This window comes from Shewanella sp. H8 (assembly GCF_040285065.1).
Taxonomy (GTDB): domain Bacteria; phylum Pseudomonadota; class Gammaproteobacteria; order Enterobacterales; family Shewanellaceae; genus Shewanella; species Shewanella polaris.
Window position 1 is genome coordinate 3,895,138 of sequence record NZ_CP157213.1, and the last position, 23,550, is coordinate 3,918,687.

Genomic DNA, 23,550 nt, shown 5'->3' on the forward strand with positions numbered 1-23,550 from the left:
GTTGGCCATAAACAACAAAAAAGACCATATAACATGGTCTTTCAATCATCTTACTCTTGAAGTAAGTCTTTACAAATATGCACTAAATCCGACTGTACCGCAGCAGCAGTCACCTCACGCCCAGCGCCTGGGCCACGAATAATCAATGGGTTGCCTTGATAAAACGCACTGCGAATAACAAACACATTATCGCCCGGGGTTAAATTAGCATAAGGATGATTGTTATCAACCCACTGCAAACTCACTTCCGCTTGCATTTTACCTTCCACTTTATCCAGCGAAGCCACATAACGCAGCACCTTGTTTTGCTCGGCAGCAGCCACATATTGTTGTAATAAATCATCATCTAATTCGCTAATACGAGGTAAGAAGTCTTCTAGAGATAACTCGGCTAACGCTTTAGGCACTAACGAGATAAGGCCAATATCGTTTAACTCAACCTCCAAGCCTATCTCACGGGCTAAAATAAGCAGTTTACGTTGCATATCACGCCCGGATAAATCATCACGAGGATCGGGTTCGGTAATGCCTAAACTGCGTGCCTCTAATACCAATTCAGAAAACGGTTTAGTCCCATCATAGTGTTCAAACAACCAACATAAGGTGCCAGAAAATATTCCGCCTACCGCTTCAATAGAATCGCCACTGTTTCGTAAGTCGTTCAACGCATGTTGTATCGGCAAGCCTGCGCCGCAACTGGCGTTATAGCGCCAAAATAAACGCCGATTACTCAATTGCTGCTTGAGTTCACGGTAAAAAGGTAATGGCCCAGAGCCCGCTAACTTATTGGCACTCACCACGTGAATACCACGAGCAAATAACTGAGGGTATTGCAGGGTTAATGTGGCACTAGCACTGATATCTAACGCGACTATTTCGTCACAAGATAATTGTGCCAGCTGTTCAAATAACTTGTCATAATCCCATTCTATGGCATTAGCTTGGTAATCTTGCTGCCAGTTATCGAGGTCAATCGCGTCATTGGAAATTAATGCTTTTTGCGAACCTACCACACCGATCAGTTCAACAGAGGCTTCTAACTCTACATCTAATGTAGGTCTTGCGCGTTTAAATAAGTCTATCCATGCGGCACCAATATTACCCACACCTAAAAGTAACACTCCAATGCGCATTCTTGGTCCAGCACAACGACGATGCACCTTTTGAGTCAGTAAACTGACCTGTGCTTGTGGCACTAAGGTCACTAAGCTAAGCGCATCCTGATAAACAGGCTTAGCATCACGACTTAATAAGCGGGCAAAACTACGTCGAAAGTGATGCGCATCGGCACTGACTAATGCCACTAAACCCAAGTCGGTTTGTACTGTAACGTCATCAATCAATAATTCATTGCCGTGCAGAGCCAATAATGTCAGTAATTGCTTTTGGCTTTCGAGGGTAAACGCTAATTCAAATTTATGCTGGGCTAGTTCCCAATAGGCTAAAGGCGTTAGCCCTGCCTCATGAAATATATTCAGTAAAGGCGCAAGAGCGGCACCCATTTTAAAACCGATCAACACCACTTCATTTAAGTTGGTTACCACTGGTGCGCTGGCGGATGAACTCTGCGGAGCAATAAGGGTAAAGTCGGTATGCGAGGCATAGCTTGAGCGCACAGCAAGGCTAACGTCGGTATTGAATAATGGTTGTAATGTACGTGAATGCAATACGGGTGAGCCTAAGCGCGCTAAGCGATCAGCTTCTGCTAGCGACATACTTTTAAGCAATTTAGCATCATTGATTTTATTTGGGTCGGCATTAAAAACACCTTCTACATCGGTCCAAATAGTCACCCGTTCAATGTCGGCTAAACTGGCAATTAATGTGGCACTAAAATCAGAACCATTACGGCCAAGCAATAAAGTATCACCATGACTATTCGCGCAAATAAAGCCCGTTATCACTAAACGTTCTTGTGGATGTCGAGCTAATAAGGTTTGCACTTTCTCACGCGATTGCGCCACTAAAATATTAGGAATAGCACCTTCATCAGCAACTAAAATAGAACAGGCATCAACATTACTGGCTGCTACGCCCATTTCTCGTAACAATGCAGCCATGAGGCGAGCGGACCAACGTTCACCAAAACTCACTACATGGTTTAATTGGTAATCATTATGTTGCTCTAAAGACAACAAACTGACTAGTTGAGATCTATCGGTCGACAAACGTTCACGTAAATCACGAGCTTGTTCATTTGACAGTAATTGCTCAATTAACGTCTGCTGATAACTAATCAATACGTGTAGCTCTTCTTGCCACAATTGACCACTGTCACGAAGGCTCAGCAATTTGTATAAGAAGTTAGTGGTTTTACCGGCTGCTGACACTACAACAAGATCATCGCTTTGACCGTGGGTAAGCAAAATATGTGCAACACGGCGATAGCAATCTGCATCCGCTAAACTAGAACCACCAAACTTATGTAAATGACTTCGCGCCATTACTGACTCCTTAAACAACTACGACTTTTATTGCGACTGCTTCTTTTTGCATTTGAACACTTTATGCAATGAATAGTGGAGCAATGAACTCTTTTTGCATTTGAATCATGCTACAACTGCATATTGTGCTATTTTACGTTATTTCACTCAAACCGCAGCTACCATTAACTCAAATTAAGCTTATTTAATTGCTGCCACGGCAGCTAAACCTGCTTTAAGATCAGTAAGAAGATCTTCTGCGTCTTCAATACCAACAGATAGTCTCAATAAAGTCTCTTTAATACCAGCCTCTTGCCGTGCTTGTGGGTCCATTGCTCTATGAGTCATAGTGGCCGGAACGGCGACTAAACTTTCCACTCCGCCTAAACTTTCAGCAATACTGAACAAAGACAACCCCTGTAAAAAGGCCACAACTTCAGCTTCGCCCCCTTGCAATTCAAAACTTAACATAGCGCCAAAACCTTTTTGTTGTTTTGCCGCAATTTCGTGACCGGGGTGGTCTTTTAAACCCGGATAGTAAACCTTGGTAACCACATCGCTGGCACAAAGTAATTCAACAATCTTTTGCGCATTACGCTGATGCTCGCGAATTCGCACTGCAAGCGTACGCAATCCACGCAGGGTTAAATAACTATCAAACGCAGAACCTGTCAACCCGAGGGTGTTTGACCACCAATGCAATAATTCACCTAACTTGGCATCTTTTGCCACAACAGCACCGCCAACAACATCACTATGGCCATTGATGTATTTGGTGGTTGAGTGGATCACAATATCTGCACCCAATAATAAGGGTTGCTGTAATATTGGTGACAAAAAGGTGTTATCGACTGCCACTAACGCACCAACATCATGACAAGCACGGCTGACAGCTTCGATATCAATTACACGCAGTAATGGATTAGACGGAGTTTCTAACCACACCATTTTAGGTTTCTGGGCAATAGCTTGGTTTAACGCATCAGCGTCAGTTTGATCGACAACCAATACCTTAAATTGACCTTTTTGGGCCAAGTTAGTAAATAAACGGTAACTACCACCATAACAATCATGAGGTACAACCAATAAATCATCAGGACCAAGTAAGCTGGTGACTAACGTAATGGCAGCCATACCGGTACAGGTCACCACGCCAGTAGCACCTTGTTCAAGTTTGGCGAGCGCCTCCCCCAAAATACACCGAGTAGGATTACCTGAACGACTATAATCAAACTCACGAGGATTATTATGACCATCGAATGAATAATTAGTCGATAAATAAATGGGAGGTACAATTGCACCATGTTGTGTGTCTGTTTCAATACCTTGGCGAACGGCCAATGTGGCGCTTTTATGCTTTGTCATAATTACTTCCTAAAATGTCACAAACACACAAGTAGATGTCTAGACGTCCAAATTTACCGAAGAGTTGTTCATCCGTCAACAAAAATAGACGCATAGACGTCTAAACATCAAGAAATCTATTTGCATCGTGATTAAATAGTCGCAATAATTTGACTAGAGTTTGTAACGGTTTAAAATCCGCACCGTATTTATCGTTAAGGGTAAGTTAATGACAGAATGGAATGGCGAATATATTAGCCCATATGCCGAACATGGCAAAAAAAATGAACAAGTAAAAAAGATTACAGTTTCAATACCGCTAAAAGTATTAAAAATACTAACAGATGAGCGCACCAGGCGTCAGATCAACAATCTGCGTCATGCAACTAACAGTGAACTGCTATGCGAAGCATTTTTGCATGCATATACAGGTCAACCATTACCTTATGACTGTGATTTGTCTAAAGATGAACCTGACAGTATTCCAAGTGAAGCGAAAAAGATAATGGATGATATGGGGATCGAGTGGGAAGAACTCGAATAGTTCATTGATTGGTGACTCGCTCACAAACTTTGAAACTGCCCCACTAAGAAGCAGTATGTTTTTATAGAGAACTTATGATGTCATTTATCGATCCAAGCACCTTGATACTGGCATCAGTTATCGTTTTTTTAGGCGCATTAACCCAAAGCTTAATTGGTTTTGGGTTAGCTGTTGTTGCCAGTCCACTATTATATATCGTTGATCCCGAACTTGTGCCCGTACCCATTATTGCAATGGGGTTTGCCATTTCTGCAATGACCTTATTTAGAGAACGTAATCACCTACAATTTAACGGATTACAATACGCCTTGCTTGGGCGGGTCCCCGGTGGCTTTTTAGGCGCAGGATTATTACTGTTTGCACCGCAAGCTATATTGGGACTGATCATTGCTGCAATTGTATTTATTGCGGTGATATTAAGTGTCTATCGCATCACTGCACCTATCAATAAAATGAGTTTATTTATCGCTGGTGTATTTTCAGGCATATTTGGCAACATCGCCGCTATTGGCGGTCCACCTATGGCTATTTTACTTGCAGGCAAAGATCCGAGTAAATTTAGAGCGGCATTATCAGCTTTCTTCGTACTGAGTTCGCTGATTGCATTAGCTATTTTAGCCATAGTCGGTTTAGTAGAGACTAAACATTTATGGTTATCGTTAATGTTATTCCCTTCTATTGTTGCGGGTTATCTAGTATCAGGATTGCTTATTAACCACGTTGATAAAAATAAAACCCGCATCGCGACCCTAGTCTTATGTAGTATTAGTGCCACTGTGTTAGTGATTAAATCAACTAGCGCACTAATCAACTAATCAACTAACCAACTAACCAACTCATAATGAGCTAACCATGGCCTCATTATGAGTTTTTAAGCTTTCCCTCAATAAAATCCTTCCTAAAGACTTATTTCACAGACCAAGTACAACAGATAACGCCTCCTTATTAATAAATCCACTGCAAGACTTTTCATCCAATTAGCAAACTTCATATTGTTACAAAAATGATCCATATCACAATAAGTCCATTAGATTTGATTCAATTAACTTTTTTTCAATTAGATTTTTCTCATGAATATGATCTACTTCAAATTAACACTACTCACTTTTAGGTAACATTATTCACAGCAAAGAAAGAAACACATATTACAAAATGCACCACCTATAAAAAGCCCTATAGAGGATAAAATGATGAACACATACGTTAAAGTTGGTATCGCACTCGCTATTGCATTATCACTAGGTAGCCAAGCAATGGCAGCCGAAGGTGGTAACCCTAAAAAAGGCAAACACCTTTACAAGAAAGAATGTAAAGCTTGCCATAGTGCCGATAGTGAAGGCCCTGAACTTACCCCTATGGCTAAAACCATGAGCCAATGGGACCGCTTCTTCTCTCGTGATAAACATAAAGCAAAACCTGCCGTTTTTGAGGCGCTGTCAGAAAAAGACTTGAAAGATATTCAACAGTTTTTATATGACCATGCAGCCGATTCAGATCAGCCAGCAACTTGCGGCTAATACCTGAAAGCTAAGAGCTTTTCGCTCTAAACGTTACATAAGCATAACAATCCAAAAAAAATTGGGGCGACGCCTCAGGGATTCTTACAACAAAAATTTGCCAGATTAAGTACATTATTTGGCAAATTGGGGGAGCAAGACTATGAGAACACTCATATCAATACTCGTTGCAAATGCACTCTTTATGAGTGGTGCTAGCTTAGCGGCCGATACCGATGCACAAAAGATTGCTGATCTTAAAGAACAACTCGCGACTATTAATGAAGATCTAGAATATTTAAATTCACGCGTTGACAAAACCGAGCGTCACACGGCATTAGACAGAATAGCCATTACGGGTGATTTTAGAACCAAAGCACATTCATTACATTATCAAAATGTCACTTGGAACCCAGCCATGAATGTTAATTTTACTGACTTCGCTACCAAAGCCATGTCAGGAGTATTTGGTGACCCAAGTAGTGCTACCTCACCGTTAGGCCAAATGATGATGGCTAACCCTGATTTAGCCACCGCATTTCAAAATGGTCAGCTACAAGGTGTTATGCCTATGGTGTTAGGCCAGAAAACCCAACAAGATATTGATAATGATATTTTTTATACTACTCGTTTGCGCCTAAACATTGATGCCAAAGTATGGGACAACGTCAGCTTTGCCGGACGCTTAACCATGTTTAAAAGCTGGGGAGATTCTACTGGAGTTAAAGTGTTTGACTCATGGAATGCATTCACCATGGACGGCACCAGTAGCGGTAGCACCAGTGGTGATGAACTAAAAGTAGAACGCGCCTATTTTAACTGGAAAGACATTAACGGCAGCGGCACTTATCTTTCTATTGGACGTCGCCCTTCAACGTACGGCCCACCAAGTCATTATCGTGAAAACGAACTTCGAGGCGGCACACCATCAGGTCACTTAGTCAATTTCAACTTCGATGGTCTAACCTTAGGTTACAACTTAGGGGATATCACCGGTATTGAAGGTCAAACAGTACGTTTTTGCTATGGCCAAGGCTTCGAATCACAATACGGAAATGGCGAATTGTTTGGTGACATCGTAACTAAAGACACTCACTTAGGTGGTTTTAATATCGACGTTATCAATGACGGTAATCACTTTTTGCAGTTCACTTTATTTGGTGCAAAAGATGTCAATGATGGCTTTACAGGCACCATGGCATTTCCGACTCAACTCGCCAGTATCTTTGCCCCAACCATGTATCAAGACATGCAAAAATTTGAAAACTTTAACTTCGTTACCCGCGTACAACCAAGCGGTGTGATTGGTGATATTTACTTAGGTGGCTTAGGTTATGCTTATGAAACTGACGACGATTTAAAAATGTTTGCATCACTAGGTTGGACTCGTGCAGAACCTAACGGTAATGCTGGTATGTTTGGCGGTATGTTAAGCGATGCAGTATTTGAAGCAGAACTGAACAGCACTGCTACTGAAATCATTATGGTGCCAAAAGAAACAGTGGATAGCGACACCAAAGATGGTTACGGCGTGTATGTCGGTATGCAAATACCAGCTCCATACGGTAAATTCGGTTTGGAGTATAACTACGGTTCAAAATACTGGAGTCCCTTCACCCAAGCGCAAGACGACCCTATTGGCAGTAAGTTAGCTACCCGCGGTCATGTTGCCGAAGCGTATTATATCTTTGATATTAATCCAAAGATGTTTATTAAGTTAGCGGGCTTGTATTACGACTATGAATATACCGGAAGTGGTTCACCAGTAGGTGCACCGATGAAGGTTGACGATGTAATTGCCGGTACAGCGTACTCAATGCTACCAGTGATTGACACCGCCTATGACGTCAATGCAACCCTAACAGTTAATTTCTAACTTAAACTTCTAACTTAGTGCCCCTGAGCGCAAGCTCAGGGATAAGGACTATTATCATGAGAATATCATCAGCACTGGCTGTATTACTGATATTAAGCAGTAGCGCACAGGCTGCCTTTAACCACAAAGAGGCGTTGCAAGGGCCTTTTGCCAATGGCCCTGAAGTGACTACACAATGCTTAACATGCCACAAAGAACATGCCGAAGAATTTATGAAATCTTCACATTGGACTTGGGAATTAGAGCAAAAATTACCTGGCCGCACAGTGATGCGCGGTAAAAAGAACAGCATCAATAACTTTTGTGTTGCAATAGCGGGTAATGAACCACGTTGTACTAGTTGTCATGCGGGTTATGGTTGGAAAGATTCTACATTCGACTTTAAAGACATGACCAAAGTGGATTGTTTGGTCTGCCACGACACAACAGGAACTTACATTAAAGATCCTTCTGCTGCAGGCGAAGTTTTCGCCACAGTTAACTTAACCAAAGTAGCGCAGAATGTGGGTGCACCCGTACGTGATAATTGCGGCAGTTGCCACTTTTACGGCGGCGGTGGTGATGCAGTTAAACATGGTGACTTAGACTCATCAATGTCTTATCCAGACAAAGCTACCGATGTCCACATGGACGCCGATGGTAATGATTTCCAGTGCCAAACTTGTCATGCCACTGAAAATCACCAAATTACCGGCAATGCGATGGGCGTATCACCTGGAGGCGAAAACAACATTGGTTGTGAAAACTGCCATGATGCAGCACCTCACAAAAATAAAACGCTCAATACACACTCACAAACAGTAGCGTGCCAAACTTGTCACATACCAACGTTCTCTAAAGTTGAACCGACAAAAATGCGTTGGGATTGGTCTGCTGCAGGACAAGATCTTCCTGACACGGTCGATAAATATGGTAAGCACACTTACAATAAAAAGAAAGGTAGCTTTATTTGGGAAAAAGACGTTATACCACAATACACATGGTTTAATGGCCGCGCCGATGCTTACATGCCTGGCGACAAAATGGACCCAACTAAAACGGTAAAATTAACTTATCCATTAGGTGATATTCGTGACCCTAAAGCTAAGATTTATCCTTTTAAAGTACATACAGGTAAGCAAATTTATGACACTGAACTCAATATCTTACTGACACCTAAAGTTTATGGTGAAGGTGGTTACTGGACTGAGTTTGATTGGGACTTAGCAGCCAAATTGGGAATGGAAGCAAACCCTACTATGGTAGAAAAAGGACTCAAATACAGTGGTAAGCATGGCTTTGTTGAAACCGAAATGTGGTGGCGTATCAACCACATGGTGTCACCAAAAGACAAGGCACTACAGTGTAATGACTGCCACAATAAAGGCGAGCGTTTAGACTGGAAAGCCCTTGGTTATGACGGTGATCCAATGAAGAATCGCAAAGGTGTTAAACACACTAAAGCTGAATAACTGAAAAATAGTTATTAAAACTAAACCGCCATCGACTTTAACGATGGCGGTTTTTTATTAGCTAAATGTTCTGAATTCGGGATAAATAACAAACTAAAAATTCAACCCCTGGCATTGAAAATCTTGCGAAATACCACTAATAGGGTCGGTAAAACGTAATCGTTTAGCCAATAACTGCAAGGGCTTATCAAAGTTGTCAGGCCCTTTAGGTTGTAACACAGGATAAAATCGATCATTAAAAATCGGCATACCTAAACTTTGCATATGCACTCGTAATTGATGGGTTTTACCGGTAATAGGACTTAATTCAAATAAGCCAAAGCCGTCTTTTACCGCCACTAAACTGATTTCGGAATGACTGTTTGCCTCACCCTCAACTACCTGCATAGTAAAGCTGGGATTTGCTGCAACAATCCGATTTTTAACCGTCCAATGCACTGGCAGTATCACTGTGTTATCCGCTAATTGAGCCAGCAACTGCGGCGTTAATGTAGCAATAGCCTGATAATCCTTGGTGATCTTGTCATCTAAAAAAAGCTGATGATAGGCATGCCTAGTTTGCGGGTTTACTGTCATTAACATTACCCCAGCAGTATCTTTGTCGAGCCGATGGGCTGGTGCAACGGTATCAATTTGAGTTGCGATACGTAATCGATGCACTAAGCATTCATTAACGTAATTACCACCAGGGGTTACAGGTAAAAAATGCGGTTTATACACAACAATGGTGTCATTGTCTTGATATAGCACTTGCTCAGCAAACGGTACTTTCGTTTCGGCCAGCACTTCACGATAATAATATACCCGCGCAGTGGCTTGATAGATGCTGTCTGCAGTAATTAACTCACCATTTTGCCAATGCACCTTGCCAGCTTCAATCCGTTGCAACCAAACACTGGCATCAATTTGTTTAAAATGCTCTATCAAAAATTCAAGTACCGTGTGGTATTGCTTACCCGCTAACTCACTCACGCGCGGCAACACGACATACGATGGTTGGGCTGCAATAGCGGTAGTTGAAGACAAGGATTGATCGTGCGGATTTGATAAATTCGGCATAAAAGGGCTATTAAGGAAATGAGATGCAAAAAACAATAGCACTATGTTATCAGGCTAGCCTATAAATGTATCTGTATTAGCGTGTATAGGTAGGTAGCATTCTTTATAAAAAAACCTACACATCCACATAGGATTTAAGTAAGTGCAACACAAAATCCATGGTTTTATGACAGTTAGGTTGTTCAACTAGAATCAGCTTATCACGATTATACATAGGTAAAACCTCTAACCAACGTTGGCTGACCCACGCAGCATCTTCTAAATGAGTTTGTGAATATAACTCCAGTAAATTAGGATTCACTTGATAAAATTGCTCCAGTGCGGCGCTAATTATTTCAAACTCACCCACTATGGGTTCTTGGGTCCAATTAGGACAAGGTAGCGCGCGAGCTATCCAGCAACCATTACGTTTTTTTGCCGCCGATAAGATTTTAAGGCGTTGTGACCCTTCGATAATAATACTTAAACAACCGTTATCTAACTGATTAAAATCAATGATATTACATTGAGTCGCAGCAATATAACAAGGTAAATCACTATTCACTTTTAAAGGTGCAAATGCTAACTCGTAGTAACCTTTTAGCACATCTGCAACCACGCACAAATCACTGGGTGTCACGACGCTAATTTCAAGTCGTCCACCCGGTAATAGCACTGCATCTTGAATAAGTAATGCCACTTCTTTTGTTCGCATAACAGCCTCCGACACCAAAGGTGAAGTTACTGAGCTAAAGTCAAATCAATAAAACAAGTGTAGCAGTGGTTAATAATTCAACAACTTGAGAAAATGTAAATAACACAGATTGCCGACATCAGCACTGCTTACACTAGATACTGTTTACACTAGGGCCTGTTTACACTAGGTTCTATTTAATAGACCTTATTTTATACGACTACATTTCAAAAAAGAGCAAAAAACATACAATTACTACGCTAATTTATAAACGTTCAATACGGTCCATTATCGTGCCAGAAGCGACAATATTGGCAAATTCGTCGGCTAATACTTGGCTTTGTTGTACACTTTGCTGCCAATAAGCAATCCGGCTTTCGGTATCTAAATGCTTAAAGTCTTCACGATCAGGAATTTTACCAAAGGGTAAGCTGGCAATAAATTGCTTACTCGGCGCTAAAATTAATCCATTGTGGTAATTGGCTTTCGCTTTACGCCACAACAAGGATTTATCGAACCAGCCAGGGCTCATATAAGGATAAAAATGTGGATATAAACTTAACCCTGTCGCGGCTGGTAGTGGCATATCAAAATGGTAATCGGTTATTCCCCCATCGTAATATTGACCTTTGGGCGATCCTTGCAGATCGTTAACTGGGTCGAGCAATAACGGGATCGATCCGCTAGCCAATAAACCATGGCGGATATTGTCTTGGGTCAACTTAACCTGTTTAGTGGGTAAATCTTTCAATCGCCTAAAAGGTGACGCATCGTCTTTATGACTTAATATCACCCGCTCAAAATGCCAGCCTAAACTTTTACGGTTTACCACATTGCTTATCGCCGCCATCGACAAGCCCATCATTAAAGCAAACTTGGCATGAATGCGATTTAAATGGCGGGCACGACAAGCCACCATATGATGACGAATTAATGGGTTAGCAATAATATCCGCACCTTGTTGCTCACCTAAAATACCATCCACAATTTGCAATACTTGGGCACTAACCTGCTCTCGGGAAGGCTTTTTATCGTAGCGCTGATGAATATAAAAATGCTCTAACCTTGCATAAGCCGCGAGTGGATCTTGTTGCGCCATACAGGCCAAACGCCACGCCCCCGATGACGCACCCATGGTATAGAGTGGGTCTTCGCGTCCCTGAAAAAATTCACTGAATAAATACTTATCTAAGCCTGCGATGGCCAGCCACTTAGGGCCACCAGAGGCCGCAAAAATTTGCGTAAATAATGATTGGTCTAAGCCATTCGCTTCGAGTTGTTCGTAAGCTGTTGGTCCAGCAAGTAAACGTAATGCAGGCAATGTACAATCCTTATTATATTTGTAATGCTGTTATCTTGGTAAAACGGTATGCTTTAGGGTTAATACGCTAGCATGCTTTTATGATTTTTATCTTACGGAATTTTTATGATTGTTGATACTCTTGCAAATCGTCACTTATACACTCAACTGAGCCCGAGACTAGCCAAAGCACTAGCCCATCTCGCGAGCACAGACTTTAGCCAGCTTGAAGTCGGAAGTTACTCACTTGAAGGTAAAGATATTTTCGTTATCGTTAATGATTATGAGACTAAACCTAAAGAAATAGAGCCATTCGAAGTGCATCAACAATATATTGATGTGCAATATGTGGTGAGTGGCGAAGAAGAGTTTGGCTATCTGCCCTTAGCTAATCAAACGCCTTCTAAGCCCTATTTTGACAAGCATGATTATGCAGAATACGACTATGAATCTAACCGGCATGATGCGGCGTTTATTCCTCTAAAAGCGGGCATGTTTGCTTTATTTTTTCCTGGTGACATCCATATGCCGGGCACTAGTGCTAAACCTCAGCAAGTTCGTAAAGTGGTGATAAAAGTACGGGTATAGCGATGCCATTTTAATCAATGACAAATATTCAGTACTAAGGCTAAACCACTAGCAATAAGTCATTAACAATATTCATGAGCAATAAAATCGCTATTTGAATGAAACCTACTAAAGTTAATTCGAGCACGGTATTCAAGCACAATAAACACCTATACAGAGCTATTAGCACTTAAGATAGAGCGTTTAAGATGGACTCAATAGACTACTGAATAGATAATTCAATAGCGTTGTAGCCCCCAAGCTAAAGACAAATATACACTTACCCTGTGTAAAATAGAAAAAACCCCGAGACTCTCCGCTCGGGGCTTTTTTTGTCAATTACAGACACATATCATCATTGATAACACTCATATGGTAAGTTGAACCTTTGAAGTGGTATTTTTTAATGCGATGAAGATCAATCCTTGTTAAAATCAGGGCAACTTTATAGGAGAGTCTTTCAATGGCAATGTATGTAGTGGGTCACAAGATCCCTGATTCAGATTCAATTTGTGGTGCTATAGCATTAGCATATTTAAAAAACCAAATCGGTGAGCCAGCAATAGCGGCCCGTTTAGGCGAATTATCACCAGAAACCGCATTTATTTTAGAGAAATTTGGTTTTGAAGCGCCAGAATACAAAACCAGTTACGCGGGTGAAGAAGTCTATATTGTTGACCATTCAGAAATTACTCAAGCGCCAGATGATATCGCTCAAGCAACTATCGTGGGCATTGTTGACCACCATAAACTAGGCGATTTAACCACTTCTACTCCGCTAGAATGTTGGATCCGTCCAGTAGGTTGCAGTAACACAGTCATCAAAATGATGTACGATTTTTACCAAGTAAAAATCCCTGCGAACATCGCTGGTATCATGATGTGTGCCATTTTAAGTGATACCGTTATTTTCAAATCACCCACCTGCACCACAGCTGACATTCGCTGTGTTGAAGCCTTAGCTAAAATTGCTGGTATTGAAGACTTTAAAGCACTTGGTATGGAGATGTTTAAAGTAAAATCAGCAGTTGAAGGCACGCCTGCGCGTGACCTAGTAATGCGTGACTTTAAAGACTTCAACATGAACGGAAACTTAGTCGGTATTGGCCAATTAGAAGTTATCGATTTGTCTGTATTTGACGACATCAAAGCTGACTTAGAAGCAGATATTGCTAAATTAAAAGTCGAAGGTCATCGCCACAGCGTATTATTACTGCTAACCGACATCATGAAAGAAGGTTCAGAAATGTTAGTGGTTTCTGATTTACCAGACTTAACTGAGCGTGCTTATGGTAAACCGACTGTCAACGGTCGCGTTTGGCTAGACGGCGTACTAAGTCGTAAAAAACAAGTGGTACCTGCACTGCAAGATGTGTTTGCAAAGTAAATCGTTGTGAACGCCTTGAAAAAAAGAAAAAGCTGAATCAATTGATTCAGCTTTTTTATGCTTTAATACCAATCATTAATCTGTCTCATTACCGTTCATTATTAAGGTATATCACAACCCCATAGCTCTATTGATGGTTGCTTTGCCGTTGGCTCGCCAATCCAATAACTCATTGGATGACACAGTTGCTCGGTCTGAGTCGATGACACACATAACTGATAATCGCCTGCTTCTGGGGTGCGGCCTAACTTTAGCATTGGCAACACGGGTAAATGCGGTTTGTAATGCCAGCTGCCGTCTTTTAACACCGCATCGGCAGGAATTTCCATCCCGGCACCACTGCCTTTAACCCTTGCTTGCTCTAAAATAAACCCCTCGTTAATTAAGCGATAATCTTCCGCCCAACGAATTTTTTCAATAGTATGAGTCCACGACAATGTCATTTGCTCTGCAGGCACTTGAGCCCATATTGTGCCTGCTAGGCCTAAGCATAATCCTAGCATTATTTGCCCTGTGCTAAACGTTGTAACTTACGAGCACGCCATACGTGCTGTAAAATAAACGCCAGCGCCAAACTAAAGCCTAACTCATCACTTAGCGGTGTTGCCATAATCAAACAACCACCAGCAATAAAACCTAAAATACGCTCCCACACAAAAAGGTTTTGTAATAAATACCCCGTAAATATCACGCCCCAAATACCAATCGCAACCGTCGCTTTAAGTACCACAAAAATGGTATCCAGTACGCCACCACCTTGAAGCATTAATGCCGGATCGTATACCGCCATAAACGGAATAATAAACCCTGCAATGGCAATTCGAATGGCCCATAAACTTATTTTTAAACCCTTTTCTTTCGCAATAGGCGCCGCCGCAAAACACGCCAATGCTACTGGTGGTGTAAGGTCAGCCATAATGCCAAAATAAAACACAAACATGTGCGACACGATTAACGGCACGCCTAAATCTAATAATGCTGGGGCAGCAATGGAACTGGTAATAATATAATTAGGGATGGTTGGGATCCCCATGCCTAATACCAAACACGTCACCATCGTCAGCAATAAAGACAAAAATAAATTATCTTGCCCGACGGCTAAAATATAACCTGCAAACGTAGATGCTATACCCGTAAGTGACACAATCCCAATAATCACCCCAACCAATGCACACGCAATACCAACAGGCACGGCGTGACGAGCACCTTCAACTAACGCGTGCAAACATAAGGTTAGGGTTTCTTTACCACCTTTAACAAACCAACAAATCACCACCAGCATAGCGATAACGCCAAACATTACCCCAATGCCTAACTGGAAAAAGCCAGCACATAAGACCCCTAGCGCTATCCAAAAAGCAAATCGCATTGCGGCTGATGATAGATTAAGGATAATCGCTGAACCTAAAATCACAATCGCAGTGAGTGCTAAACCAACCATGCCAGAAAACAGCGGTGTACGACCGGAAAATAACAAACCAATCAAAATAAATAGCGGAATGAGTAAGTACCAACGCAACTTAATTGCCGCCCACGGATCAGGACATTGATCTTTGGGTAAGCCAGATAAATTGGCGCGTTTAGCCTCTAAATGCACCATCCAGAACACCGAACAAAAATACAATACTGCGGGGATCATCGCCGCTTTAGCAATTTCAATAAATTGAACGTTAATGGTTTCAGCCATAATAAAGGCTACGGCACCCATAATCGGCGGCATAATTTGGCTGCCCATACTGGATGTGGCTTCTACCCCACCCGCAAAAGCAGAGCGATAACCAAAACGCTTCATTAATGGAATCGTAAACTGGCCAGTTGTCACCACATTGGCCACCCCCGAACCCGTAATGGTACCCATGAGTGCAGATGACACCACCGACACTTTTGCAGGCCCTCCGACTTTATGGCCAAATAAGCCCATAGCAAAGTCGGTAAATAAGCGGATCATTCCAGCCTGCTCTAAAAAGGCACCAAACAGAATAAACAAGAAAATATAAGTCGCAGATACGTAGGTAGGTGTGCCGTATAAGCCTTCGGTGCCAAAGGCCAACTGGTTAACTATTTGGTCGAAACCATAACCTCGATGCATCAATTCACCGGGTAAATACTCACCAAATAAACCATAGGCTAAAAACATACCGCAAATAATCGGCAGTGCAATTCCCATCACTCGTCTGGCAGCTTCAAACACTAAAGCGACTAACACCACACCAATAATCATGTCATTTTGGGTTAAGTCACCAGAACGTTGAATTAAGTCAGCTTCAAATACCCACTGATAAACCGCGGTAGCCATACCGGCTAAACCGAGTATCCATGCCAAAGGTTGCCATGGCTGACTCTTGCCTATACCTGGATAACTAATAAACACCACTAATAATAAAAAGCCCACGTGCACGGCGCGTAACACTTGGGTTGAAACTGGATGAAATGCCGCTGTGGTAATTTGGAAAATAGAAAAAATAAGTGCCACAGCAAACAATGCTTTTGGCCAGTTACGCGTATCAGCGCTCAGGCCTTGCTCCGGCTCATTCATCTGGTTCTGGGTTGGATCGCTCATGGTATGCCTCTACGCTTATACTGCTAAATAATATCAACTCAAAGAGAAAAGAAAAGTAAACGAATAAATAATAACCTCAATTGAATAACGTTAATGATTACCCAAAGTTGAAACTAATGAATATGGAGAAAACCAGATAAATAAAGCGCTTGCTGGGTTTACCAAACAAGCGCTGTTAACTTAATACTATGACTTATAGCGCATTCACTTCTTTGTAATAGCGTTCTGCACCAGGGTGTAATGGGATAGGCAGATTTTTAGCCGCAGTGTCTAAACTGATCGCTTTTGCAGCAGAGTGTGCAGTACCTAAACGGTCCAGGTTTTCAAACATCAGCTTAGTCATTTGATAAGCAATTTCATCAGACACCTTGCTATGACTTACCAATAAGTTTTGTATCGCAACAGTACTCACATCTTCTGTTTGGCCTTCATAAGTATTAGCTGTAATAACCCCAACTTGATAAGCAGGATTATTAATTTTAGCGACAACATCTGCAGGGATAGCCACAAAGTTGATATCCATTGTTGCGGCTAAATCACGAATGGCTGCCATACCTAAACCAGACGATTGTAAAGTCGCATCCAATTGGCGGTTTTTAATCAGCTCAACAGATTCGGCATAAGGTAAAAACTCAACTTTACCCATATCATCGTAACTGAGTCCTGCTGCTGCAAATATGGCACGCGCGTTAAGTTCAGTTCCTGATTTTGGCGCTCCAACAGAAATACGTTTGCCTTTTAAATCTGCGAGGCTATTAATACCGGCATCTTTATTGGCGACAATTTGAATATAGTTAGAATAGGTTGCCGCAATAACACGTAATTTGTCTAACGGCTTTTTAAAACCAGCCTCTGTGTCACCTTTCCATGCAGCCGATACAGAATCCCCTAACGCCAGCGCTAACTCACCACGACCAGCTTGTAATAGGTTAAGGTTTTCCACCGATGCTTTAGTCGCTTGAACAGATGTTTTAGAACCTTCAATACCATTACTGTAAAGCTGAGATAAAGCCACACCAATAGGATAGTAAACGCCACTAGTGCCACCAGTGAGAATATTAATAAAGGTCGGTGCTGCCATCACTGCGGTACTGATAGATAACACAGCTGCTGCGCCGATCATGCAAAATCGTTTGGTTAATTTCATTTACAATATCCTTATTTTTTATATGATTATGAATTTTATTGTGTTGTTACACTACCACTGACATCCTAGGCAATCTATATAGACTAAAGGCTAATAACAGCGTTAACATATCTTTTTCCAAACTATTTCAGTGACTTCGCTAACACCCTCAAAAGTATCCTTAGCTTTTATCATCACCAACGCCCTCATAGGTTTAATGTTTAACCCACTGAGTGAACAATAAATACGCCTAATACTTGAGTATAGTGATTAACATAAAAAAGGTGCCAACAATGTCGGCACCTTTTTTAACGGCTTGATTTTTCCTTGTCTGATCGTCTGGAAAAATATTGTGCGTTGTTATATATCCATGCAGTTTGCGTAATAAGTGACTGTGGCTGGCCAATCTGAAAATACCCCGATAACACCGACATCTTTAGCCAGTACATCTAACAGCTCAAAAGTGTCGCCTTCGTTATCAATAGCATCGGCAATACTTTGATAATACCAACCGCCACCGCCTTCGCTAAGTGGACCTGAACGCTCAAGTGACCAGGTTATTATGTTAAGTCCTGCGGCACTGGCCGCTTTGGCATATTCAGACGCTACGATGGCATTGTTAACGTCTAGGGTTACCAACATCCATAACGGTGGCGCGATAATTTTTACGCCATCAGCGACTAAGGTATCCATGCTCGGTGACCAAGTGGCGCTATTTTGCGGATCAAATCCAGTTTCGCCATCACGACCGTCAAGATATACTGCCTGCTCAGCAAATTCAGGCGCATTAGCTATCCAATATTTTACGTCGTCTAAATTAAATGACTGCGGGAATACCTGCGATGCATCCACACCTGCCGCTGCATATTCATCTAACATCTTTTGCGCGTAATCTTGCTGAGTAAAACCATCATACGGCATGCTAACACTGGCTGATTTAAGCTCTGGAGTCATCTTCACCCCTGCCGCTTTAAACAGCGTGATACTTTCCGCATGAGTCATTAATGTGCCATTGCCAGCGTACAAGTCAGTTCGCCAGTTGGGTGTGCCATCCATAAACTCTGCAACTGTTGTCGCGTTAGGGTTAAATCCATCCATTTTGCCTTTTAAGGTTTTAAATTCCGCTAAGCTAATGTCGCTGGTACAACAGGTTGCAGTCGCGCTAACGCCATTGGCGGCATCGGCGGGTGAAAAAGGCACTGAACATTTATTGGCAAGTTCAGGAATAGTTAAAATATTAGTGGTAGTCGCTAAGTCACATTGCGAGTGACGGCAAACTAACTCTTTATCTGCGGTAAACGTCACGTCACATTCAACAATACCTGCGCCCGAATCGATAGCAGCTTGATAAGCTTCTTGGGTGTGTTCAGGAAATTGCATCGATGCACCGCGATGGCCAATCGAAAAATCTGTTCTGTAAAATGGCCCAGACTTACACAGTGCTAATTGAGTTTTTAATTCACTGTCTTGCATTTGATCAATTAAAAACAATGGTCTAGGCCCAACTTGAGCACTAATACTTTTATCAATATCTACCGACGTTGTATTATCGCTATCGTTGCTATTGCAAGCTGATAAACAAAATAGACTCGTCAATATCGACGCCACGCTCAGTACAGCCCTATTGTTCCTTGTCATTTCATTGCTCCATATTTTTATGTTTAGTGCCCTGATGTTAATCAAGAATGATCACTTGTTGTTTATATGGCATAGTCTACGGACTGAATATGAATGAAATAGCGAATTTATATGACAATTGAATCAACTGAATCAACTCAGAAAACCCTACCTAAGCCGACACTGTATTATGTTCATGATCCAATGTGTAGCTGGTGCTGGGGCTATCGCCCAACCTGGGATACATTGCAAGATCAACTACAACAGCAGTTTGGACAGCAATTGAGTGTACAGTACTTGGTCGGAGGGTTAGCTCCCGATTCAGCAGAGCCGATGCCAGAATCGATGCAGCAAATGTTACAACAAACCTGGAAAAATATTACCCAGCAACTGGGAACTGAATTTAATCACGACTTTTGGCAACGTTGTCAGCCAAAACGTTCGACTTACCCAGCTTGCCGAGCCTGTATTATTGCTCGCCAATTTGGTCAAGAACGTGCAATGATCAGTGCCATTCAACAGGCCTATTACCTACAGGCACAAAACCCATCTGATGTTGAGGTACTGTGTGCATTAGCTGAATCGTTAGGTATCAATGCCGCGATGTTTAAGCAACAATTACTCAGTGACAATATTGATCAGCAGTTACAACAAGAAATAGCCTTTGCCCGTAAACTGCCAATCCAAGGATTTCCATCATTGGTAATAGTGGCCAATAATCATGCGGATCCCATCACGCTTGATTACCTACAATGGCAAACCAGCTTGGCAGAGATTCAAGTTGTACTGGCTAAGATTTAGGTTCTAGATTCTTGGTCTAAGCTCGCGTGGTTGTTTCGCTTTAATCTGTGATATCCGCTACTGTTACGCATTACAAACGATGTTTAAAGTTAACATAAGGCAATGAATGGCAAATCGTAAGCGCGGTTTTTTCGGTTGGACCTGGTACGTAACATGGCGCTTTTTAGCTTTACTGACGCTATTGTTGCTGTTGCTCAGATTTGTGCCGCCACCCACTACGTCATTTATGCTGCAAAGCGATTATCCGGTAAGTCAGCATTGGGTAAGTATTGATGAGCTGCCAGCGCACATGCCATTAGCTGTAGTAGCCGCAGAAGATCAATTGTTTCCACAGCACTTCGGGGTCGATGTTAACTCCATAACTAAAGCCCTTAACCAGTACGACGATGGAGAAGGCCTGCGTGGTGCCAGTACCATCAGCCAACAAACCGCAAAAAATCTGTTACTTTGGCCGGGTAGAAGTTTTGTTCGTAAAGGGTTAGAAGCCATGTTGGCCGTGAGCCTCGAAGCTATTTGGGGTAAAAAACGTATCTTAGAGGTGTACTTAAACGTAGCTGAATTTGGTAAAGGCATTTACGGTGTAGAAGCGGCTAGCCAGCATTATTATAATAAATCGGCCCGTTATCTATCCAACAACGAAGCTGCGCGGTTAGCGGTATTATTGCCGAGTCCACGCAACCGAAACCCTAATAATTTAACCCCATACCTGCGCCAAAGAGTAGCTTGGGGAGAAAAGCAAATGCGCCAACTTGGCTCTGGCTATCTAAAGTCTATTCTGGCCAATTAACGGCAATGTCATACGAGTAGTTATCGCCCTTATCCCAAGGGCAATAACTACTCGAGCTAAACCCCATAATGACATGAGAACAACATTGCTCATTGTTAAGCAATTAGTCACTAATATTGCTCAACAAAATACATCCCCCCGACAATAGTCATCACACACCGGAAAACATGATGACAAGCAGCAAGCCTGATGAAAGCCGGAATTAAAGGGATTTGAGCCATTTTTACTGGTAGAATGCAGCCTTATTTCTATTGGCTTTACGATAAAGGCAGGCTATGACCGTTCTTCTGATGACACCTCCAATGACTCAACTTAATACGCCGTATCCAGCAACGGCTTATTTAACGGGTTTTTTACGTTTACGAGGCTATGAAGCGGTTCAGAGAGATCCTGCTATTGAGTTGTTTCTTGAAATGATGACAGCGCCCGCGCTGGAGGTGATCCGTCAACATGTAGAAGAAAACTTCGAACACTTTGAAGACGATGAGCTGCCTGATGTAGTGTTTGATTTTCTAGCTGAATTTGAACGTTACCATAGCACCGTTGAACCTGCCATTCGCTTTTTACAAGGCAAAGACCCAAGCCTAGCCATGCGAATTAACTCGCGTCGTTTTTTACCCGAAGGCCCAGCATTTGAAGCTATCGCCCAGATGGAAGCCGTGTCAGGCGACGTACTGCAAGCTGCCTTTGGCAATTTAGGCGTACAAGATAAAGCCAAATACCTCGCCACTTTATTCATTAACGATCTGTCGAACGTGATCACCCAAGGGGTTGATCCTTACTTTGAAGTCAGCCGTTATGGCGAGCGCTTAGCCGCAGCCAACCCAAGCTTCGACAACCTATACGACACCTTAATGGGCGAACCTAGCTTCAGCTCAGACATTTTAGAGCAGTTGGTTGAGCAATATTTAGAAGAAACCCAGCCTAGCGTAGTCGCGTTAACCGTACCGTTTCCCGGCAATATGCTTGGCGCTTTGCGCATAGCGCAAACCTGTAAAGCCATCAATCCTGAGCTACCTATCGTAATGGGTGGTGGCTTTGTGAATACCGAACTACGTGCGCTGAAAGACCCGCGGGTCTTTGAATTTATCGACTTTATTTGTTTAGACGACGGCGAACGTCCGCTAATTACCTTGCTAGAGTATTTTGAAGGTAAGCGCGACATTGAAGAGTTAGTACGCACTTACTTTTTGGCAGAAGATGAAAACGGTGAACCTTACGTTCATCTTAATCAAAATACTGAGCTACACGACATTCCCCAATCTGAGGTTGGCGCACCAATTTACGATGGTCTGCCATTAACCGAATACCTGTCGTTATGTGAAATGCTCAACCCAATGCACCGCATTTGGAGTGACGGCCGCTGGAATAAATTAACCATCGCCCACGGATGCTACTGGCGTAAATGCAGCTTTTGCGATGTCAGCTTAGATTATATCGACCGCTACGATACCGCAGGCGCAGATGTTCTGGTCGATCGCATCGAGGCGCTTGTCGCCGAAACCGGGCAAACCGGTTTCCATTTTGTTGATGAAGCCTTACCGCCAAAAACCTTATTTGCATTCGCCAAACGATTGATTGAACGTAACGTGGTGATCAGCTGGTGGGGCAATATTCGCTTTGAGCGTACCTTTAGCCCAGCACGTTGTCAGTTACTGGCTGATTCGGGTTGTATCGCGATTAGCGGCGGCCTTGAGGTTGCTTCAGATCGTCTATTAAAGCTAATGAAAAAAGGCGTGAGTGTTGAGCGCGTCGCCCAAGTCACTAAGGCGTTTAGTGACGCAGGTATATTGGTGCATGCTTATTTGATGTATGGCTTTCCCACTCAAACCGAGCAAGAAACCATTGATTCGTTAGAAATGGTGCGACAGTTGATGCAACAAGGTTGTTTCCAATCAGCTTACTGGCATCGTTTTGTGGCTACAATTCACAGTCCTATTGGCTTAAACCCTGAACAATTTGGCATCACGCTTGGCGATCGCCCTGAGATTATGTTCGCTGAAAATGATGTTGATTTCACCGACCCCACCGGTACCGATCATGACATGCTCGGCGAAGGGCTGCGCAAAGCACTATACAACTATATGCATGGCATCGGCTTCGACCAACCCATGAGCTTTTGGTTTGATCAAAAAGTGTCACGCACCACGATGAAGAAAGATCTGATCTCAAAAGCGATCAGCAATTTTATTTTGAGCCAAGAAGAGTAAATAGAAAGGCTGTCTGATGTGAAAGGATTCACAAATGCCGCGATGGCATAATTGAGTTCACCGTCGTTCCCTGATTTAGGCATGCTCTGACTCCGTCATTCCGGCAATGCTAAGACCCGGTTCAAGGACGTTACCGGGAAGAATCCAGCTCTACGCCGTCATCCTCGAGTGCTTTTATCGGGGATCCAGGTGTATTCTTTGTGCTTTTGTATTTTTTGTACTTTATGGCCTGCGGCCACTAACGTCGTGGCGCTTCGCCCACACCAGATTTATCAAACTTCGTTTGAATTAAGATCGCAAGGTTCCACCCGGCACAGGCCAAAAGGGGA

19 protein-coding genes are annotated in these 23,550 nt (G+C 42.5%); 10 read left to right on the forward strand and 9 right to left on the reverse strand.

Annotation, left to right across the window (positions count from 1 at the left end; genetic code table 11):
• Nucleotides 1-50: 50 nt before the first annotated feature.
• Together ABIS04_RS16990 and metB are read right to left on the reverse strand one after the other, a co-directional pair.
• Nucleotides 51-2,444, reverse strand: coding sequence for a bifunctional aspartate kinase/homoserine dehydrogenase II (locus ABIS04_RS16990; RefSeq protein ID WP_350431811.1), 2,394 nt, complete (start codon nucleotides 2,442-2,444; stop codon nucleotides 51-53).
• 180 nt (nucleotides 2,445-2,624) lie between these two features.
• Entirely contained in the window at nucleotides 2,625-3,788 is a 1,164-nt protein-coding gene (gene metB / locus ABIS04_RS16995; protein ID WP_350431812.1) for a cystathionine gamma-synthase, read from the reverse strand.
• A gap of 208 nt (nucleotides 3,789-3,996) precedes the next feature.
• Here metB and metJ point away from each other — a divergent pair, with 208 nt between their 5' ends.
• The 5 genes from metJ to ABIS04_RS17020 all read left to right on the forward strand — a co-directional run bounded on the left by metJ (nucleotide 3,997) and on the right by ABIS04_RS17020 (nucleotide 9,134).
• Nucleotides 3,997-4,311 (forward strand): met regulon transcriptional regulator MetJ, encoded by a 315-nt coding sequence (gene metJ / locus ABIS04_RS17000; RefSeq protein WP_350431813.1) that lies wholly within the window; start codon nucleotides 3,997-3,999, stop codon nucleotides 4,309-4,311.
• 74 nt (nucleotides 4,312-4,385) lie between these two features.
• Nucleotides 4,386-5,126, forward strand: a complete 741-nt coding sequence (locus tag ABIS04_RS17005; protein ID WP_350431814.1) for a sulfite exporter TauE/SafE family protein — start codon at nucleotides 4,386-4,388, stop codon at nucleotides 5,124-5,126.
• Between the two features lie 372 nt (nucleotides 5,127-5,498).
• On the forward strand, nucleotides 5,499-5,828 hold the full coding sequence (locus ABIS04_RS17010) for a cytochrome c (RefSeq protein ID WP_137225104.1): 330 nt from the start codon (nucleotides 5,499-5,501) through the stop codon (nucleotides 5,826-5,828).
• A gap of 142 nt (nucleotides 5,829-5,970) precedes the next feature.
• Nucleotides 5,971-7,683, forward strand: coding sequence for a DUF3373 domain-containing protein (locus tag ABIS04_RS17015; RefSeq protein WP_350431815.1), 1,713 nt, complete (start codon nucleotides 5,971-5,973; stop codon nucleotides 7,681-7,683).
• 56 nt (nucleotides 7,684-7,739) lie between these two features.
• Nucleotides 7,740-9,134: a tetrathionate reductase family octaheme c-type cytochrome gene (locus tag ABIS04_RS17020; protein WP_350431816.1), complete on the forward strand. Its 1,395-nt coding sequence runs from the start codon at nucleotides 7,740-7,742 to the stop codon at nucleotides 9,132-9,134.
• 93 nt (nucleotides 9,135-9,227) lie between these two features.
• On the opposite strand, the gene ABIS04_RS17025 is transcribed toward ABIS04_RS17020, so the two are convergent.
• The 3 genes from ABIS04_RS17025 to ABIS04_RS17035 form a co-directional block, all read right to left on the reverse strand.
• Nucleotides 9,228-10,193, reverse strand: coding sequence for a pseudouridine synthase (locus tag ABIS04_RS17025; protein WP_350431817.1), 966 nt, complete (start codon nucleotides 10,191-10,193; stop codon nucleotides 9,228-9,230).
• A gap of 115 nt (nucleotides 10,194-10,308) precedes the next feature.
• Nucleotides 10,309-10,887, reverse strand: a complete 579-nt coding sequence (locus ABIS04_RS17030) for an LON peptidase substrate-binding domain-containing protein (protein WP_350431818.1) — start codon at nucleotides 10,885-10,887, stop codon at nucleotides 10,309-10,311.
• A 244-nt stretch (nucleotides 10,888-11,131) separates the two neighbouring features.
• Entirely contained in the window at nucleotides 11,132-12,187 is a 1,056-nt protein-coding gene (locus ABIS04_RS17035; protein ID WP_140235196.1) for an alpha/beta hydrolase, read from the reverse strand.
• Between the two features lie 105 nt (nucleotides 12,188-12,292).
• On the opposite strand from ABIS04_RS17035, the gene ABIS04_RS17040 reads away from it, so the two are divergent.
• Together ABIS04_RS17040 and ABIS04_RS17045 are read left to right on the forward strand one after the other, a co-directional pair.
• The gene (locus ABIS04_RS17040; protein ID WP_137225085.1) at nucleotides 12,293-12,754 is read left to right on the forward strand and encodes a YhcH/YjgK/YiaL family protein; all 462 of its coding nucleotides are present in this window, start codon (nucleotides 12,293-12,295) and stop codon (nucleotides 12,752-12,754) included.
• 442 nt (nucleotides 12,755-13,196) lie between these two features.
• Entirely contained in the window at nucleotides 13,197-14,120 is a 924-nt protein-coding gene (locus ABIS04_RS17045) for a manganese-dependent inorganic pyrophosphatase (RefSeq protein ID WP_140235198.1), read from the forward strand.
• A 101-nt stretch (nucleotides 14,121-14,221) separates the two neighbouring features.
• Here ABIS04_RS17045 and ABIS04_RS17050 read toward each other — a convergent pair whose 3' ends face one another.
• From ABIS04_RS17050 to ABIS04_RS17065, 4 genes are all read right to left on the reverse strand, one after another.
• Nucleotides 14,222-14,623, reverse strand: coding sequence for a DUF1850 domain-containing protein (locus ABIS04_RS17050; RefSeq protein ID WP_350431819.1), 402 nt, complete (start codon nucleotides 14,621-14,623; stop codon nucleotides 14,222-14,224).
• Nucleotides 14,623-16,656 carry a TRAP transporter permease gene (locus tag ABIS04_RS17055; protein WP_350433467.1) on the reverse strand — a complete coding sequence of 678 codons (2,034 nt, stop codon included), beginning with the start codon at nucleotides 16,654-16,656 and terminating at the stop codon, nucleotides 14,623-14,625. Before ABIS04_RS17055 ends, ABIS04_RS17050 begins: the two co-directional genes overlap by 1 nt.
• A gap of 217 nt (nucleotides 16,657-16,873) precedes the next feature.
• Entirely contained in the window at nucleotides 16,874-17,827 is a 954-nt protein-coding gene (locus tag ABIS04_RS17060; protein WP_350431820.1) for a TAXI family TRAP transporter solute-binding subunit, read from the reverse strand.
• Between the two features lie 339 nt (nucleotides 17,828-18,166).
• A complete protein-coding gene (locus ABIS04_RS17065; RefSeq protein WP_350431821.1) occupies nucleotides 18,167-19,444 on the reverse strand; it encodes a glycerophosphodiester phosphodiesterase family protein in 1,278 nt (425 codons plus the stop codon).
• A 111-nt stretch (nucleotides 19,445-19,555) separates the two neighbouring features.
• Here ABIS04_RS17065 and ABIS04_RS17070 point away from each other — a divergent pair, with 111 nt between their 5' ends.
• From ABIS04_RS17070 to ABIS04_RS17080, 3 genes are all read left to right on the forward strand, one after another.
• Nucleotides 19,556-20,224, forward strand: coding sequence for a DsbA family protein (locus ABIS04_RS17070; RefSeq protein WP_350431822.1), 669 nt, complete (start codon nucleotides 19,556-19,558; stop codon nucleotides 20,222-20,224).
• A 106-nt stretch (nucleotides 20,225-20,330) separates the two neighbouring features.
• A complete protein-coding gene (mtgA, locus tag ABIS04_RS17075; RefSeq protein ID WP_350431823.1) occupies nucleotides 20,331-21,011 on the forward strand; it encodes a monofunctional biosynthetic peptidoglycan transglycosylase in 681 nt (226 codons plus the stop codon).
• A 275-nt stretch (nucleotides 21,012-21,286) separates the two neighbouring features.
• Nucleotides 21,287-23,221, forward strand: a complete 1,935-nt coding sequence (locus ABIS04_RS17080; protein ID WP_350431824.1) for a B12-binding domain-containing radical SAM protein — start codon at nucleotides 21,287-21,289, stop codon at nucleotides 23,219-23,221.
• The last annotated feature ends 329 nt before the right edge of the window (nucleotides 23,222-23,550 follow it).